This window comes from Pseudomonas sp. NCHU5216 (genome assembly GCF_052156495.1).
In the GTDB taxonomy this organism is placed as follows: Bacteria; Pseudomonadota; Gammaproteobacteria; order Pseudomonadales; family Pseudomonadaceae; genus Aquipseudomonas.
This window is the reverse complement of record NZ_JBQLIX010000009.1, coordinates 1-16,113: the sequence shown is the minus strand read 5'-3', so window position 1 is coordinate 16,113 and position 16,113 is coordinate 1. Positions and strand designations below refer to the sequence as shown.

Sequence of the window (16,113 nt, the reverse complement as noted above, 5' to 3'; positions counted from 1 at the left end):
TCGCCGTCGAGCCAGGCCAAGGGCTCGACGGTTTTCAGTCAAAACTCCATGCAGGTCAGGATTTTTGGGTTAAGTAGTTGACCGGAAAGAATAAAAAAAAGCTGAAAAAAGTCCCTAAAGCTCCCCAGGGAGGCGCCGATAAAGAGATCGAATGCGAACTCTCTGGGCGTCTGAGCAAGCAGGCCCGAGCTCGCAAGCTCAGACAATCGGTACTCAAGGTCATCTGGAGGCAATACCATGGCCCTTACAGTCAACACTAACGTTGCGTCCCTCAATACTCAGCGTAACCTGAACTCCTCTGCCAAGGGCCTGGACACTTCCCTCCAGCGCCTGTCCACCGGCTACCGTATCAACAGTGCCAAGGACGATGCCGCCGGCCTGCAGATCGCCAACCGCCTGACCAGCCAGATCAACGGCCTGGGCGTTGCGACCCGTAACGCCAACGACGGTATCTCCCTGGCGCAGACCGCTGAAGGTGCCCTGCAGCAGTCCACCGGCATTCTGCAGCGTATGCGTGACCTGGCCCTGCAATCGGCCAACGGCTCCAACGGTGCCACCGAGCGTGCCGCCCTGCAGTCGGAAGTTTCCCAGCTGCAACAGGAGCTCAACCGTATCTCCGAAACCACCAGTTTCGGTGGTCGCAAGATCCTCGACGGCAGCTTCGGTTCGCAGAGCTTCCAGGTCGGTGCCAACGCTTACGAGACCATCAGCGTCTCCATCGGCTCGGCGGCCACCGATCGTATCGGTATCAACCGCGTCACCACTTCCGGTGGTGCAGCCGGTGCCATCACCAGCGGCGCCAGCGGCGCGGCAGCCTTCGGCACCACCGCTTACTCGGATGCGTCCTTTGAAATCTCCTCGAAGTTCACCACCAATGCCGCCAGCGGCAAGGTGACCATCACTGGCCCGGCCAGTGGCGCTGCTGCCAGCGAGATCGCTCGTGCCGTCAACTCCAAGAGCGACGAAACCGGCGTGACCGCCAACGCCCGTACCGTTGCCGAACTGGGCGCCATCTCCGCCAGCGGCACCATCTCCTTCGAGCTGTACGGTGCCGACAGCAACACCAAGTCCACCGACAAGACTGTTATCTCCGCAGTCGTGACCGACACCAAGAATCTGGGTGCACTGGCTGACGCCATCAACAAGGAAACCGGCAAGACGGGTATCTCGGCCGTCTCCAAAGGCGACAAGATCGAGCTGGTCAGCTCCAGTGGCGATGCCATTGCCATCAAGAACTACCAGGGTGGCAGCGGTGCCACCGCTACCCTGCAGGCGAAGAACTTCGAGGGCGACGAGAACGTGGGTGGGGCTGCTACCATCAACGCTGGCGCGGGTGCCCGTGCCGATGGTCAGGTGCAACTGGAAGCCGCCGATGCCTTCGAGGTCACTGGCATGACCGCCGGTCTGGGTTCGGACAAGTTCAGTACCCTGGATTCGGTGAAGGACGTCGACATCAGTACCGCGGGTGGGGCACAGACCGCTCTGGGTATCATCAACGGCGCGATCTCCAACATCGACAGCCAGCGTGCCCAGCTCGGTGCCGTGCAGAACCGCTTCGAGAACACCATCTCGAACCTGCAGAACATCTCGGAAAACTCCTCGGCTGCCCGTGGTCGGATTCGTGACACCGACTTCGCAGCGGAAACCTCGGAGCTGACCAAGAACCAGATCCTGCAGCAGGCCGGTACTGCTATCCTGGCCCAGGCCAACCAGTTGCCGCAGGCTGTGCTCAGTCTGCTGGGCTAAGGTCGAAGGCGCTAAACTACGGGGGGAAGGGCCTGCTGGCTCTTCTCCCCGTTACCTCATTGTGAGGATTAATTTATGGACGTCGGTTCGGTCAAACCTCCAGTAAACCCTGTCATTGCGCGTGATGCTGGCTCGTCGGCTGCGACGGACTCGCGCCAGCAGCCCGTCGCTAGCAGTGCAGGCGTCGTTGCTCCTGCCAACCAGGGTGTGAATGACAAGGCCCAGGTTGAAGCACGTATCGTCGAGCCCACTCAGGAAGTGAGCCGCGAAGAGGTCGAGGATGCGGTAGCTACCATCCAGGAGTTCGTGCAGTCGGTGCGACGCAGCATCAATTTCGCGGTCGACGATGGCTCCGGTCGTGTAGTGGTCAAGGTGACCGATGCCGGATCGGGGGATGTGATCCGACAGATACCATCGGAAGAGGCGCTCAAACTGGCAGAGAATCTGTCGGAAGTGCGCAGCTTGTTATTCAAGGCTGAGGCATAAGCAGTAAACCTTGGCATGGGTTTTGACTATTACTCGTCCATAGTACGAGTGAAGTCGAATTATTGACGAGGTAACGCGACATGGCAGGTATTTCAGGGATCGGCTCTGGCATCAATATTGACGATATCGTCAAGACGTTGGTCAATGCCGAGAAAGCACCCAAGACCAACCAGCTCGATCGCCTCGAGAAAGAAACCACCACGCGCATCTCCGCTATCGGCACCTTGACCGGGGCGCTGAGCACCTTCAAGAGCGCCATCGATCCCTTGAACAAGACTTCCTTGTTCGAGTCACGCACGGCCAGCACCTCCAACAGCAGCGTGGTCAAGGCCACGGCGACCTCTACCGCACCTGCCGGCAGCTACAACCTGCAGGTGCAGCAGTTGGCGAGCAGCAGCAAGGTGGCCCTGCAGGCCGTATCCGGAGGGACGAAGGCGACCTTCGGTGGCGGTACGCTGGAGATTTCTGCGGGTTCGAGCAGCATCAGCGTCGAGGTCACAGAAGCCAACAACACCCTGGCCGGCATTCGTGACTCGATCAACGAGGCCGGCAAGGGCAGCGGCATCAGTGCCTCCATCATCACCGATGATTCCGGTTCGCGCCTGGTGCTGAGCTCCACCAAGACCGGGCAGGGCAACGACGTCAAGGTAACGGTACCCACGCCGCCTGCTGGAGCAGCCAGTGGTGCCAATGCGCTGTCTACCCTGGCGTTCACCGCAACAGCGGATCCCGATAACCCCGGCGCCTTTCTCAAGCCCGACTCCAGCACTGGGGCTGGCGGTGTCATCACCCAGGCCAAGTCCGCCAAGCTGACCATCGATGGCCTGCAACTGGAGCGTTCCAGCAACACCATCGAGGATGCTCTGGAAGGGGTCACCCTCGATCTGCTCGCCGCACAGAGCAGTAGTGATCTCACCGACGGCAAGACCATCAGCCTCAACGTGGGGGTCGACAAGGGCAGCGTGAAGAGCAGTCTGCAGAAGTTCGTCAGCGCCTACAACGCTTTGATTTCCACCACCTCCCAGCTGACCGCCTATGTGAAAATAGACGGCTCGGATACGCCTGTTACCGGCCCGTTGTTCGGTGATACCTCGGTGCGTAGCCTGCTGTCTGGGCTGCGTAACGAGATGGTGGATTCCTCTTCCGACGGCGGTATCAAGGCGCTGGCAGAATTGGGCATCACGACCGGCAAGGATGGCAAGTTGTCGATCGATGACGCCAAGCTCACATCGGCGATCGATAACAACTTCGAGCAGGTCGGTGCCTACCTCGCAGGCGACAATGGCCTGATGGGCCGGATGTCCGCTTTTGCCGGTGGTTACCTGGGCGATCAGGGGGTTCTGAAACAGCGCAATGATGCGCTGCAGGTCACCAAGCAGGATGTCGACGAGCAGCGCAAGGTGCTGGCCAAACGTGTTGAAAGCCTGCAAACCCGCTTATATGCCCAATACAACGCCATGGACTCGCTGGTGGGGCAACTCAAACGAACCAGCGATAGCCTCGGCGGCATGCTGGCCAACCTACCGGGCTTCGTCAAAAAGGATTGAATCATGAGCAAGAACCCCATCGATGCCTACAAGCAGGTCAAGACCAGCCAGGAAGTATCGCCGTATCGCACCGTGCAGCTGTTGCTGGAAGGTGCCTTGCAGCGCGTGATGCTGGCCAGGCAGGCGCAGGCCGAAGGCGATACGGAAATCCGTGGCATGGCCGTGGGCAGCACCATCACCATCCTCGGCGTGCTCCAGGCCGCGCTGGACAAGGAACTGGGTGGCGAAATCGCCGAGAACCTCGATGCCCTGTACGACTACATGACCCGCCGCCTGGCCGGTGTGGCGCTGGATGAAACCCCACGCACCCTCGATGAAGTCGAGTCCCTGCTGGGCCGGATCAAGGGCGCCTGGGATGCCATAGGCCCGGAAGTGGAGCCGGCAGTGGCCAGCTGATTTTCGCTGGCAGGGTGTTGAAAAACCTAGGTAGTTTTTCAACACCCTGCTAAAGCTTTCACTGTCTGGGCCGATACTTCGAGTATCAGCCCACAGGTAGAGCGAGAGCGATTATGAATGCCATGGCGGCCCTCAGACAGTACCAGACCGTCAACACCCAGGCTCAGGCCATCGAGGCCAGTCCCCATCGTCTGATCCAGATGCTGATGGAAGGTGGCCTGGCCCGTATCGCCCAGGCGCGTGGTGCCATGGAGCGCGAGCAGACGGCGCTCAAGGGTGAGTTGATCGGCAAGAGCATTGCCATCATCGCCGGGCTGCGTGAAAGCCTGGATCACCAGCAGGGTGGCGAAGTGGCCGGTAATCTCGATAATCTCTACGAATACATGATCAACCGCCTGACCGAAGCGAACGTCAGCAACGAGCCTGCTATCCTCGAAGAGGTGTCTGGCTTGCTGCGTAACGTCAAGGCTGGCTGGGATGCCATCGCTCAATAAGCCTGGTATCGGAGGAGATAGGCAATGAATTCATCCGTCCAGCGTTTGCAAGCGACAGGTGTGGCGCTACGCGATGCCTTGGCCAATCAGGACTGGAGCGCCATCGGCGAGCTGGATCTGCAATGCCGCATGGCGGTGGATGCCGCCATGGTCGAGGGCCTGCAGGATGAAGAGCAACTGCGCTCGAATCTGCAGCAACTGCTCGATCTGTACCGCGAGCTGGTGACCGTATGCCAGGCCGAGCAGCAGCGTCTGGCCGGCGAGCTGTTGCAGCTCAACCAGTCGCATCAGGGCGCCAAGGTCTATCAACTGTTCGGTTGAGCCTCGCTCGTTCAGCTTTGCCGCTTGCGCGCCTGGTCGCGACAATAAGCGGCAAATGCCGTCTTTTCCCATGCAATTTTCCTTCTTGATGCAAACGGCTGTATTTACGCACCACTGGCCATGGTAAATATTCACGCCATAAAATTGACTGCATCCGCTATATTGACTTTACTACTGGCTAATTGCCGGTTTTCGCTGAGTCTTTGGCGTACCATTTCCTTCACTCCTCGGGCCAGACGTAGACAAGATGTGGCGTGAAACCAAGATCCTGCTGATTGACGACAATGCCGCGCGCCGCCATGAGCTGGCGGTCATTCTGAATTTTCTAGGGGAAGAGCACCTCAGTTGCAGTAGCCAGAACTGGAAGGAGGCGGTGGCGGCTCTCGATTCCAGTCGTGAAGTGCTCAGTGTGCTGCTCGGTGAAGTGGACAGCCGCGGTGGCGCCCTCGAGCTGACCAAGCAGATTTCCGCCTGGGACGAATTCCTGCCGTTGCTGACGCTCAACGAGACCGCGACCGGTGACTGGCCCGAGGAGCTACGTCGGCGTGTGCTGGCCTCCCTGGAAATGCCGCTGAGCTACAACAAACTGCTCGACTCGCTGCACCGTGCGCAGATCTACCGGGAAATGTACGACCAGGCGCGTGATCGTGGTCGCCAGCGCGAGCCCAATCTGTTCCGCAGCCTGGTGGGCACTAGCCGCGCCATTCAACAGGTGCGACAGATGATGCAGCAGGTGGCCGATACCGAGGCCAGCGTGCTGATCCTGGGTGAGTCGGGCACTGGCAAGGAAGTGGTCGCGCGCAATCTGCATTACCACTCCAAGCGCCGTGAAGCGCCGTTCGTACCCGTCAACTGCGGCGCCATTCCGGCCGAGTTGCTGGAAAGCGAGCTGTTCGGCCACGAGAAGGGCGCCTTCACCGGGGCCATCACCAGCCGCGCTGGGCGTTTCGAGCTGGCCAACGGCGGCACCCTGTTCCTCGACGAAATCGGCGACATGCCGCTGCCGATGCAGGTCAAATTGCTGCGCGTGCTGCAGGAGCGCACCTTCGAGCGGGTCGGTAGCAACAAGACGCAGACCGCCGACGTGCGCATCATCGCCGCCACCCACAAGAACCTCGAGCGCATGATCGAGGACGGCAGCTTCCGTGAGGATCTGTATTACCGCCTCAACGTCTTCCCCATCGAGATGGCCCCGCTGCGCGAGCGCATCGAAGACATCCCGTTGTTGATGAACGAGCTGATCTCGCGGATGGAGCATGAGAAGCGTGGTTCCATCCGCTTCAACTCGGCCGCCATCATGTCGCTGTGCCGGCATGACTGGGCGGGCAACGTGCGCGAGCTGGCCAACCTGGTGGAGCGTATGGCGATCATGCATCCCTATGGGGTGATCGGCGTGGGTGAGTTGCCGAAGAAGTTCCGCCACGTCGACGACGAAGACGAGCAACTGGCCGAAACCCTGCGCGACGAGCTCGAAGAGCGCGCCGCCATCGTCGCCGGCCTGCCGGGGCTCGACACGCCGGCGATGCTGCCGCCCGAAGGTCTGGATCTCAAGGACTACCTCGGCAACCTCGAGCAAGGGCTGATCCAGCAGGCGCTGGACGATGCCGGTGGTGTGGTGGCGCGTGCTGCCGAGCGTCTGCGCATTCGCCGTACCACTCTGGTGGAGAAGATGCGCAAGTACGGCATGAGTCGCCGGGACGACGAGGGCAGTGGCGACGACTGAGTCGTCATGGAACTGCCGTAATGGCTCGCCGCCATTGCCGAAACCAAGCCGGAGCTTTGACGCAGCTCCGGCTTTATTTTTTAAGCTATTGAAAAATAACAATAAAAAAGTGGGCACGCGGATTGCTTCAGCACTCCCAACCTGACCGTCCTCTGACGGTGCGTTGTGCGAGAGATGAAGATGAATACAAGCGTCCGCCCCGCCGAGCCAGCCGAGCCGCTGCCTTCGGCTCCGCTGGAACAAGCCAGTCGTGCCGGGCTGGAACAGGCTTTTGCTCTGTTCAACCAGATGTCCAACCAGCTCAGCGAGTCCTACAGCCTGCTCGAAGCACGCGTCAGCGAGCTCAAGGGGCAACTGGCCCTGGTCAGTGCCCAGCGCATGCAGGAGCTGGCCGAGAAAGAGCGCCTGGCCAACCGTCTGCAGAGCCTGCTGGATCTGCTGCCGGGCGGGGTCATCGTCATCGATGGCCAGGGCGTGGTGCGCGAGGCCAACCCCGTGGCGCGTTCACTGCTCGGTCAGCCGCTGGTGGGCATGCTCTGGCGCCAGGTGATCGCACGCAATTTCGCCCCGCGCGAGGACGACGGCCATGAGATTTCACTGAAGGATGGCCGCCGCCTGTCCATCGCTACCCGCTCGTTGAATGCCGAGCCGGGGCAACTGATCCTGCTCACCGATCTGACGGAAACCCGTCGCCTGCAGGATCAACTGGCGCGCCACGAGCGCCTGTCCGCGCTCGGGCGCATGGTCGCCTCGCTGGCTCATCAGATTCGCACGCCGCTGTCCGCCGCCTTGCTCTATGCCAGCCATCTCAACGAGCAGGTACTGCCAGCCGAGCAGCAGCAGCGTTTCGCCGGGCGCCTCAAGGAGCGCCTACACGAGCTGGAAAACCAGGTGCGTGACATGCTGATCTTCGCCCGTGGCGAATTGCCGCTGCCTGACCGATTGGCGCCGCCGGCGCTGTTCGCCTCGCTGCGCGCCGCTGCCGAGCCGCATCTGGCCGGGATGGCGGTGCGTTGGCAGTGCGACACCCAAACGGGCGAACTGCTGTGCAACCGCGACACCCTGGTCGGCACCGTACTCAACCTGATCGACAATGCCATCCAGGCCAGTGGCCGTGATGCGCGTCTGAAGATTCACCTCTATCGCCGGGGCAGCCAGTTGCGCCTGTGCGTCAGTGACAACGGCCCGGGGATGGATGCCGCCACCCTGGCGCGCCTGGGCGAACCTTTCTTCACCACCAAGACCACCGGCACCGGCCTCGGCCTGGCGGTGGTCAAAGCCGTGGCCAAGGCCCACCAGGGCCAGTTGCTGCTGCAGTCGCGTGCCGGTCGTGGTACCTGCGCCATCCTTTCGCTGCCGCTGCTGGGCGCGGCAACCCACCTGAATCAGGAGTGACCCCATGACGAGCAAAGTTCTGTTGGTGGAAGACGACCGCGCGCTGCGCGAAGCCCTGGCCGATACCCTGATGCTGGGCGGCCATGATTACCGCGCCGTGGACTGCGCCGAGGCCGCGCTGGTCGCCCTGGGCGAGGAGTCCTTCGGTCTGGTGGTCAGCGACGTCAACATGCCGGGCATGGATGGCCACCAGTTGCTCACGCAGATTCGCCAGCGCCACCCGCAGTTGCCCGTGCTGCTGATGACCGCCTATGGCGCCGTCGAGCGTGCGGTAGATGCGATCCGCCAGGGGGCGGCCGATTATCTGGTCAAACCCTTCGAGCCGCGCGCGCTGCTGGAGTTGGTAGCGCGGCATGCCCTGGGGCAGATGGGCGCCGGCGACCGCGATGGCCCGGTAGCGCTGGAACCGGCCAGCGTGCAACTGCTGGAGCTGGCCGCGCGCGTGGCGCAGAGTGATTCGACGGTGATGATCACCGGCGAGTCCGGCACAGGCAAGGAAGTGCTGGCGCGCTACATTCATCAGCAGTCGCCGCGTGCCGCTGGCCCGTTCATCGCCATCAACTGCGCGGCGATTCCCGACAATATGCTCGAGGCCACCCTGTTCGGCCATGAGAAGGGTGCCTTCACCGGCGCGGTGACCGCCCAGCCTGGCAAGTTCGAGCTGGCCGACGGCGGTACCATCCTGCTCGACGAGATTTCCGAAATGCCGCTGGGGCTGCAGGCCAAGCTGCTGCGCGTCTTGCAGGAGCGCGAGGTGGAGCGGGTCGGGGCGCGCAAGCCGGTCACTCTGGACATTCGCGTGCTGGCCACCAGCAACCGTGACCTGGCCAGTGAGGTGTCCGCCGGGCGTTTCCGCGAAGATCTCTACTATCGCCTGTCGGTGTTCCCCTTGGCCTGGCGCCCGCTGCGGGAGCGCCCCGCCGATATCCTGCCGCTTGCCGAGCGCCTGCTCGGCAAGCACGTCAAGAAAATGAATCATGCTCCGGTGCGTTTCTCCCCGGCGGCGGCTCAGGCCCTGGTCGAGCATCAATGGCCGGGCAACGTGCGAGAGCTGGATAACGCCATCCAGCGCGCGCTGATCCTGCAGCAGGGTGGCCTTATCCAACCGCAGGATCTGTGCCTGAGCGCGCCGATCGGTCACAGCGTGCAGGCTACCGCGCCGCGCCTGGCCGTGGTGCCCAGTGCCATACCGCCTGCAGCCCCGCAGGGCGAGGCCGTGGCCGCTGGGGATGCCGGCCTCGGTGAGGATCTGCGTCGCCGCGAGTTCCAGGTCATCATCGACACCCTGCGGGCCGAACGCGGTCGGCGCAAGGAAGCCGCCGAACGCCTGGGCATCAGCCCGCGCACCCTGCGTTACAAGCTGGCGCAGATGCGTGATGCCGGCATGGACGTCGAGGCCTATCTCTACGCCAGTTGATCTGGCGCTGGTAAATCCCGCTGTCACCAGCCTGCCAGGCGTCTCCCCACGCGCCTGGCTCTTCGTGCAGGCGCGAATTCATTCGCGATGCTGCGGGCTCGGTGCCAACCCCAATCGCGGATAAATCCGCTCCTACCGATCGAGCATCCCGTCACCCGGATGCTCGCTCTTGCTCTTGCTTTTGCCTGCAGCTTGAGGCTTGCAGCTTGTAGCCGCTCTCTTGGCACCCTTGTTGCAAATACCCTCGCAAAGCACCGCAAGTGTCAAAAAGCGGGCAGTGGAGGAAGTCATGAGTCAGGGTGTCGAATTCAATCGCTTGATGCTGGAAATGCGTGCCATGCAGGCCGAGGCCATGGCCCGGCAGAAGCCGGCTGCCAGCGAACCCGTGCCAGGTGCACCGAGTTTCTCGGAGATGCTGGGGCAGGCGGTGAACAAGGTCAGCGAGACCCAGCAGGCGTCCAACAAGCTGGCCACCGCCTTCGAGATGGGCCAGAGCGGTGTCGACCTGACCGATGTGATGATCGCCTCGCAGAAAGCCAGCGTATCCTTCCAGGCCATGACCCAGGTGCGTAACAAGCTGGTTCAGGCATATCAAGACATCATGCAGATGCCGGTCTAGAACCTATGCAAAATCTGCTGCGCGTCGGGTCTGCCGCGTTAAAAACAGACTCAAAATGCTCATTTACCGCTCGTAAACTACGCTTTTTCGCCTGTTTTTGCCTTGCATACCTCTAGCTCGCAAGATTTTGAACAGGTTCTGAGGATTGATTCATGGCTGAAGCAGCAGTAGCGAACGTCCCGGCCAAGGCCGATGCGACAGAACCCAAGAAGCCGTTGTTCGGACTGAGCTTCCTGGAAAACCTCGCCGAAATGTCGGTGTTGCGTCAGCTCGGCCTGCTGGTCGGTCTCGCCGCCAGCGTGGCGATCGGTTTTGCCGTGGTGCTGTGGTCGCAGCAGCCCGATTACCGCCCCCTCTACGGCAGCCTCAATGGCATGGACACGAGCCAGGTGCTCGATGTGCTGAGCAATGCCGGTATCGACTACACCGTGGAACCCAATTCCGGCGCGCTGCTGGTCAAGTCCGATGATCTGGCCAACGCTCGCATGCGTCTGGCCGCAGCCGGCGTAGCGCCGACCGACAGCAATGTCGGCTTCGAGATCCTCGACCGCGAGCAGGGCCTGGGCACCAGCCAGTTCATGGAGGCCACGCGCTACCGTCGCGGCCTGGAAGGTGAGCTGGCACGTACCATTTCCAGCCTCAACAACGTCAAGGGCGCGCGCGTGCACCTGGCCATGCCCAAGGCGTCGGTGTTCGTGCGTGACGAGCGCAAGCCCAGTGCCTCGGTGCTGGTCGAGCTGTATCCGGGGCGGGCGCTGGAGCCGAGCCAGGTCATGGCCATCGTCAACCTGATCGCCACCAGCGTACCTGAGCTGGACAAGAGCCAGGTCACCGTCGTCGACCAGAAGGGTAACCTGCTGTCCGATCAGCAGGAGCTGTCCGAGCTGACCATGGCCGGCAAGCAGTTCGACTACACCCGGCGCATGGAGAGCCTGTTCACCCAGCGCGTGCACAACATCCTGCAACCTGTGCTCGGCAATGGCCGCTACAAGGCCGAAGTCTCCGCCGATGTCGACTTCAGCGCGGTGGAATCCACCTCCGAGATGTTCAACCCGGATCAACCGGCGCTGCGCAGCGAGCAGCAGGTCAACGAACAGCGTCAGAGCAGCCTGCCGCCGCAAGGCGTGCCGGGTGCGCTGTCCAATCAGCCGCCTGGCCCGGCCGCTGCACCGCAGCAAGCCGCTGGCGCCGCCGCACCGGCCGGCCCGGTCGCTGCCGGGCAGCCGCTGGTGGACGCCAATGGCCAGCAGATCATGGATCCGGCCACCGGCCAGCCGATGCTGGCGCCGTATCCGGCGGACAAGCGCGAGCAGTCGACGCGCAATTTCGAGCTGGATCGCTCCATCAGCTACACCAAGCAGCAGCAGGGCCGTCTGCGTCGCCTGTCGGTGGCCGTGGTGGTGGACGACCAGGTGCGTGTCGATCCGGCCACCGGCGAAACCACGCGGGTGCCCTGGAGCGCCGACGATCTGGCGCGCTTCACCCGCCTGGTACAGGACTCGGTCGGTTTCGACGCCAGCCGTGGCGACAGCGTCAGCGTGATCAACACGCCATTCAGCGCGGCCCAGGGCGAGGAGATTCCGGATATTCCGTTCTACACCCAGCCCTGGTTCTGGGACATCGGTAAGCAACTGATCGGTGTTCTGTTGATCGTGGCACTGGTATTCGGTGTGTTGCGCCCGGTGCTCAACAACATCACCGGCGCTGGCAAGGGCAAGGAGCAAGGCGAGGGCGGCGATGTCGAACTGGGCCGCATGGCGGGTTTGGATGGCGAGCTGGCCGATGATCGCGTGAGCCTGGGTGGGCCGCAAAGCATCATGTTGCCGAGCCCCACCGAGGGGTATGATGCACAACTGAACGCCATCAAGAGCCTGGTCGCCGAAGACCCGGGCCGTGTGGCTCTGGTGGTGAAAGAGTGGATCAACGCCGATGAGTGAAAACCGTACCGCTACCAAGCTGACCAAGGTCGACAAGGCCGCCATTCTTCTGCTGTCGCTGGGCGAGACCGATGCTGCGCAGGTGTTGCGCCACCTCGGGCCCAAGGAAGTGCAGCGCGTGGGCCTGGCCATGGCCGGCATGCGCAACGTGCATCGCGAACAGGTCGAGCAGGTGATGGCCGAGTTCGTCGACATCGTCGGCGACCAGACCAGCCTGGGCGTGGGCTCCGACGGTTACATCCGCAAGATGCTCACCGCCGCGCTGGGCGAGGACAAGGCCGGCAACCTGATCGACCGCATCCTGCTCGGTGGCAGCACCAGCGGCCTGGACAGCCTCAAGTGGATGGAGCCACGCGCCGTGGCCGACGTGATTCGCTACGAGCACCCGCAGATCCAGGCCATCGTGGTCGCCTACCTCGACCCCGACCAGGCTGGCGAGGTGCTCAGCCACTTCGACCACAAGGTACGCCTGGACATCATCCTGCGCGTGTCCTCGCTCAACACCGTGCAGCCCTCGGCGCTCAAGGAACTCAACCAGATCCTCGAGAAGCAGTTCTCCGGCAGTGCCAATACCTCGCGTGCCACCATGGGGGGCGTCAAGCGCGCGGCGGACATCATGAACTTCCTCGACAGCTCGGTCGAAGGCCAGTTGATGGACTCGATCCGCGAAGTGGACGAAGACCTGTCGACGCAGATCGAAGACCTGATGTTCGTCTTCGACAACCTGGCCGACGTCGACGACCGTGGTATCCAGGCGCTGATGCGCGAAGTGTCCTCCGACGTGCTGGTGCTGGCGCTCAAGGGCGCCGACGATGCGATCAAGGACAAGGTGTTCAAGAACATGTCCAAGCGTGCCGCCGAGCTGCTGCGCGACGACCTGGAGGCCAAGGGCCCGGTGCGCGTCAGCGACGTGGAAACCGCGCAGAAGGAAATCCTCACCATCGCCCGCCGCATGGCCGAAGCCGGAGAGATCGTGCTTGGCGGCAAGGGCGGCGAAGAGATGGTCTAAAGCATGGCGCCCAAGGAGCCGGAAAGCGAACTGATCCGCGCCAAGGATCTGGCCGGGTTCGACCGCTGGGCCTTGCCCAGCTTCGACGAGCCTGGTGATCCCGAGGACGAGCCTGCGCAGACGGCAGAGGCGGTCGACGAACCCCCCAGCGAGCCGGCGCCCGCCGAAGAGGCGGCACAGTCCGAAGAGGTGGCGCTGGAGGACGTCAAGCCGCTGACGCTCGACGAGCTCGAGGCGATTCGTCAGGATGCCTACAACGAAGGTTTCTCCGCCGGCGAGAAGGATGGCTTCCATGCCGGCCAGCTCAAGGCCAAGCAGGAGGCCGATGCCGCGTTGGCGGTCAAGTTGCAGGGCCTGGACAAGCTGATGAGTCAGTTGCTCGAGCCCATTGCCGAGCAGGATCAGCAACTGGAAGTGGCGCTGGTCAAGCTGGTCAGCCACATGGTGCGCGAGGTGGTGCAGCGCGAGCTGAATACCGACTCCAGCCAGATCCGCCAGGTATTGCGTGAGGCGCTGAAACTGCTGCCGATGGGCGCGGACAACCTGCGCATCCAGGTCAATCCGCAGGACTTCGACACCATCAAGGCCCTGCGCGAGCGCCACGAGGAAAGCTGGCGCATCCTCGAGGACGACAGCCTGCTGCCCGGTGGTTGCCGCATCGAGTCCGAGCACAGCCTGATCGACGCCAGCGTCGAGACGCGCCTGGCGCAGTCGCTCAAGCAGTTGTTCGAGCAGCAGCGCGCGCAGGTCGGCCAGCCACCGGAAGCGGACATCAGCCTGGATCTGGATGCCGTCGATGCGCCTTGACCGAATCAGTTTCGCCCGGCGTCTGGATGCCTATGTCGACGCCATCGGCCTGCCCAGTCAACCCGTGGTCGAGGGGCGCCTGCTGCGCATGGTCGGCCTGACCCTGGAGGCTGAGGGCCTGCGTGCCGCCATCGGCAGTCGCTGCCTGGTGATCAACAGCGACAGCTACCACCCGGTGCAGGTCGAGGCCGAGGTCATGGGCTTCTCCGGTGGCAAGATCTACCTGATGCCGGTCGGCAGCCTGGCGGGTATCGCACCGGGGGCGCGCGTGGTGCCGCTGCCGGATACCGGGCGTCTGCCCATGGGCATGTCGATGCTCGGCCGGGTGCTCGACGGCGCCGGGCGCGCCCTCGATGGCAAGGGTGGGATGAAGGCCGAGGACTGGGTGCCGATGGATGGCCCGACCATCAACCCGCTCAACCGTGACCCCATCAGCCAGCCTCTGGATGTCGGCATCCGCAGCATCAATGGCCTGCTCACCGTGGGCCGCGGTCAGCGCCTCGGCCTGTTCGCCGGTACCGGCGTGGGCAAGTCGGTGCTGCTGGGCATGATGACCCGCTTCACCGAGGCCGAGATCATCGTCGTCGGTCTGATCGGCGAGCGTGGTCGTGAGGTGAAGGAGTTCATCGACGAGATTCTCGGCGAGGAGGGCATCAAGCGCTCCGTGGTGGTCGCCTCGCCGGCCGACGAGGCGCCGCTGATGCGTCTGCGCGCCGCGCAGTACTGTACGCGCATCGCCGAGTACTTCCGCGACAAGGGCAAGAACGTACTGTTGCTGATGGATTCGCTGACCCGCTACGCCCAGGCCCAGCGCGAGATAGCCCTGGCCATCGGCGAGCCGCCGGCGACCAAGGGCTATCCGCCTTCGGTGTTCGCCAGGTTGCCCAAGCTGGTGGAGCGGGCGGGCAATGCCGAGGCCGGTGGCGGCTCGATCACCGCCTTCTACACCGTATTGAGCGAGGGCGACGACCAGCAGGATCCCATCGCCGATGCCGCCCGTGGCGTGCTCGATGGTCACTTCGTGCTGTCGCGGCGGCTGGCCGAGGAGGGGCACTACCCGGCCATCGACATCGAGGCGTCCATCAGCCGGGTGATGCCGCAGGTGGTGCCGGCGGAGCAGCTCAAACAGGCGCAGCGCTTCAAGCAGCTATGGTCGCGTTACCAACAGAGCCGCGACCTGATCAGCGTCGGCGCCTACGTGCCTGGCGGCGATGCCGACACCGACCTGGCCATCGCCCGCCAGCCGCAGATGGCGCATTACCTGCGCCAGGGGCTCGATGAGAGCGTGAGCATGGCCCAGAGTCGTGAACAACTGAGCGCGGTGCTGGGCCAGTGAGCAAGGTGCATGATCCAAGCGCCGCCTGCGTCGGAGCCTGGGCTCGATGAGCCTCAGCCGCGCCAAGCGCTTGCAGCCGGTGGTGGAAATGGCCGAAAAGGCCGAGCGCGAAGCGGCCCGCCAACTCGGCCACTGCCAGGGCCTGGTGAGCCAGGCCGAAGCCAAGCTCGGCGAACTGGAACGCTTTCGCGGTGACTACCAGCAGCAGTGGATCAGCGAGGGCAGCCGGGGCGTCTCCGGGCAGTGGCTGATGAACTATCAGCGCTTTCTGGCGCAGCTGGAAACCGCCATCGGCCAGCAGAACCAGAGCCTGGACTGGCACCGCGCCAATCTGGACAAGGCTCGGGGCATCTGGCAACAGCGCTACGCCCGACTCGAAGGGCTGCGCAAGCTGGTGCAGCGCTACCGCGACGAGGCCCGCCAGGCCGAGGATCGACGTGAGCAGAAGTTGCTCGACGAGCTGGCGCAACGCTTGCTCGATGGGCGCGAGCGCTGAGCCTGGCAGGCTGTTGAAAAACTACCTCTCGGCTTGGGCTTCCTGCGTCGCTCTACCTCCTGCATCCATGCAGTCGTGCGTTGGCAATACTGTGTTAATACAGGTTCATCGCACTTTCAGGGGGCAGGCCTTGTTGGCACCGGACTGGCAAGTTTGTGTGAGTGCTTGTTGCTTGTTGCTTGTTCGGGGGCTTGTTCCGGATTGCCGCGTTTTTGTTGATGTTCTTGGTTTCGCCCTCCCGGGCGAGTCACTTTGCAGGCAAAGTAACCAAAACCCTCCGCCCGATCATCCGGCCCCGGCTGCGCCGGGGTTCGCTCACTCCATCGCCGCTCCAGAGGCCCGCCGCGGTGGGCCATCCCTGGCCCATCGCGGCTCTCGCGACAT

Annotated in this window: 15 protein-coding genes; all 15 read left to right on the top strand. The window is 63.1% G+C overall.

Annotation, left to right across the window (positions count from 1 at the left end; translation table 11 throughout):
* Nucleotides 1-237 precede the first annotated feature (237 nt).
* Nucleotides 238-1,746, top strand: a complete 1,509-nt coding sequence (locus ACSVIK_RS09150; protein ID WP_442444032.1) for a flagellin — start codon at nucleotides 238-240, stop codon at nucleotides 1,744-1,746.
* Between the two features lie 75 nt (nucleotides 1,747-1,821).
* Nucleotides 1,822-2,232 (top strand): flagellar protein FlaG, encoded by a 411-nt coding sequence (locus ACSVIK_RS09145; RefSeq protein WP_442444031.1) that lies wholly within the window; start codon nucleotides 1,822-1,824, stop codon nucleotides 2,230-2,232.
* An 80-nt stretch (nucleotides 2,233-2,312) separates the two neighbouring features.
* Nucleotides 2,313-3,779 (top strand): flagellar filament capping protein FliD, encoded by a 1,467-nt coding sequence (gene fliD, locus ACSVIK_RS09140; protein ID WP_442444030.1) that lies wholly within the window; start codon nucleotides 2,313-2,315, stop codon nucleotides 3,777-3,779.
* A 3-nt stretch (nucleotides 3,780-3,782) separates the two neighbouring features.
* Nucleotides 3,783-4,175 carry a flagellar export chaperone FliS gene (gene fliS / locus ACSVIK_RS09135; RefSeq protein WP_442444029.1) on the top strand — a complete coding sequence of 131 codons (393 nt, stop codon included), beginning with the start codon at nucleotides 3,783-3,785 and terminating at the stop codon, nucleotides 4,173-4,175.
* Between the two features lie 113 nt (nucleotides 4,176-4,288).
* Entirely contained in the window at nucleotides 4,289-4,669 is a 381-nt protein-coding gene (gene fliS, locus ACSVIK_RS09130; RefSeq protein WP_442444028.1) for a flagellar export chaperone FliS, read from the top strand.
* Between the two features lie 24 nt (nucleotides 4,670-4,693).
* Nucleotides 4,694-4,990 (top strand): flagellar protein FliT, encoded by a 297-nt coding sequence (fliT, locus tag ACSVIK_RS09125; protein ID WP_442444027.1) that lies wholly within the window; start codon nucleotides 4,694-4,696, stop codon nucleotides 4,988-4,990.
* A gap of 247 nt (nucleotides 4,991-5,237) precedes the next feature.
* The gene (locus tag ACSVIK_RS09120; RefSeq protein WP_442444026.1) at nucleotides 5,238-6,713 is read left to right on the top strand and encodes a sigma-54 dependent transcriptional regulator; all 1,476 of its coding nucleotides are present in this window, start codon (nucleotides 5,238-5,240) and stop codon (nucleotides 6,711-6,713) included.
* Nucleotides 6,714-6,893: 180 nt separating this feature from the next.
* The gene (locus ACSVIK_RS09115) at nucleotides 6,894-8,108 is read left to right on the top strand and encodes a sensor histidine kinase (RefSeq protein WP_442444025.1); all 1,215 of its coding nucleotides are present in this window, start codon (nucleotides 6,894-6,896) and stop codon (nucleotides 8,106-8,108) included.
* 4 nt (nucleotides 8,109-8,112) lie between these two features.
* Entirely contained in the window at nucleotides 8,113-9,525 is a 1,413-nt protein-coding gene (gene fleR, locus ACSVIK_RS09110) for a sigma-54-dependent response regulator transcription factor FleR (protein ID WP_442444024.1), read from the top strand.
* Between the two features lie 289 nt (nucleotides 9,526-9,814).
* Nucleotides 9,815-10,144, top strand: coding sequence for a flagellar hook-basal body complex protein FliE (fliE, locus tag ACSVIK_RS09105; RefSeq protein ID WP_268178264.1), 330 nt, complete (start codon nucleotides 9,815-9,817; stop codon nucleotides 10,142-10,144).
* 152 nt (nucleotides 10,145-10,296) lie between these two features.
* Nucleotides 10,297-12,081, top strand: a complete 1,785-nt coding sequence (gene fliF / locus ACSVIK_RS09100) for a flagellar basal-body MS-ring/collar protein FliF (protein WP_442444023.1) — start codon at nucleotides 10,297-10,299, stop codon at nucleotides 12,079-12,081.
* A complete protein-coding gene (gene fliG / locus ACSVIK_RS09095; protein WP_442444022.1) occupies nucleotides 12,074-13,090 on the top strand; it encodes a flagellar motor switch protein FliG in 1,017 nt (338 codons plus the stop codon). Before fliF ends, fliG begins: the two co-directional genes overlap by 8 nt.
* Before the next feature lie 3 nt (nucleotides 13,091-13,093).
* A complete protein-coding gene (fliH, locus tag ACSVIK_RS09090; RefSeq protein ID WP_442444021.1) occupies nucleotides 13,094-13,897 on the top strand; it encodes a flagellar assembly protein FliH in 804 nt (267 codons plus the stop codon).
* Nucleotides 13,887-15,233, top strand: a complete 1,347-nt coding sequence (fliI, locus tag ACSVIK_RS09085) for a flagellar protein export ATPase FliI (RefSeq protein WP_442444020.1) — start codon at nucleotides 13,887-13,889, stop codon at nucleotides 15,231-15,233. Before fliH ends, fliI begins: the two co-directional genes overlap by 11 nt.
* A gap of 46 nt (nucleotides 15,234-15,279) precedes the next feature.
* Nucleotides 15,280-15,729, top strand: coding sequence for a flagellar export protein FliJ (fliJ, locus tag ACSVIK_RS09080; protein ID WP_442444019.1), 450 nt, complete (start codon nucleotides 15,280-15,282; stop codon nucleotides 15,727-15,729).
* Nucleotides 15,730-16,113 lie beyond the last annotated feature (384 nt).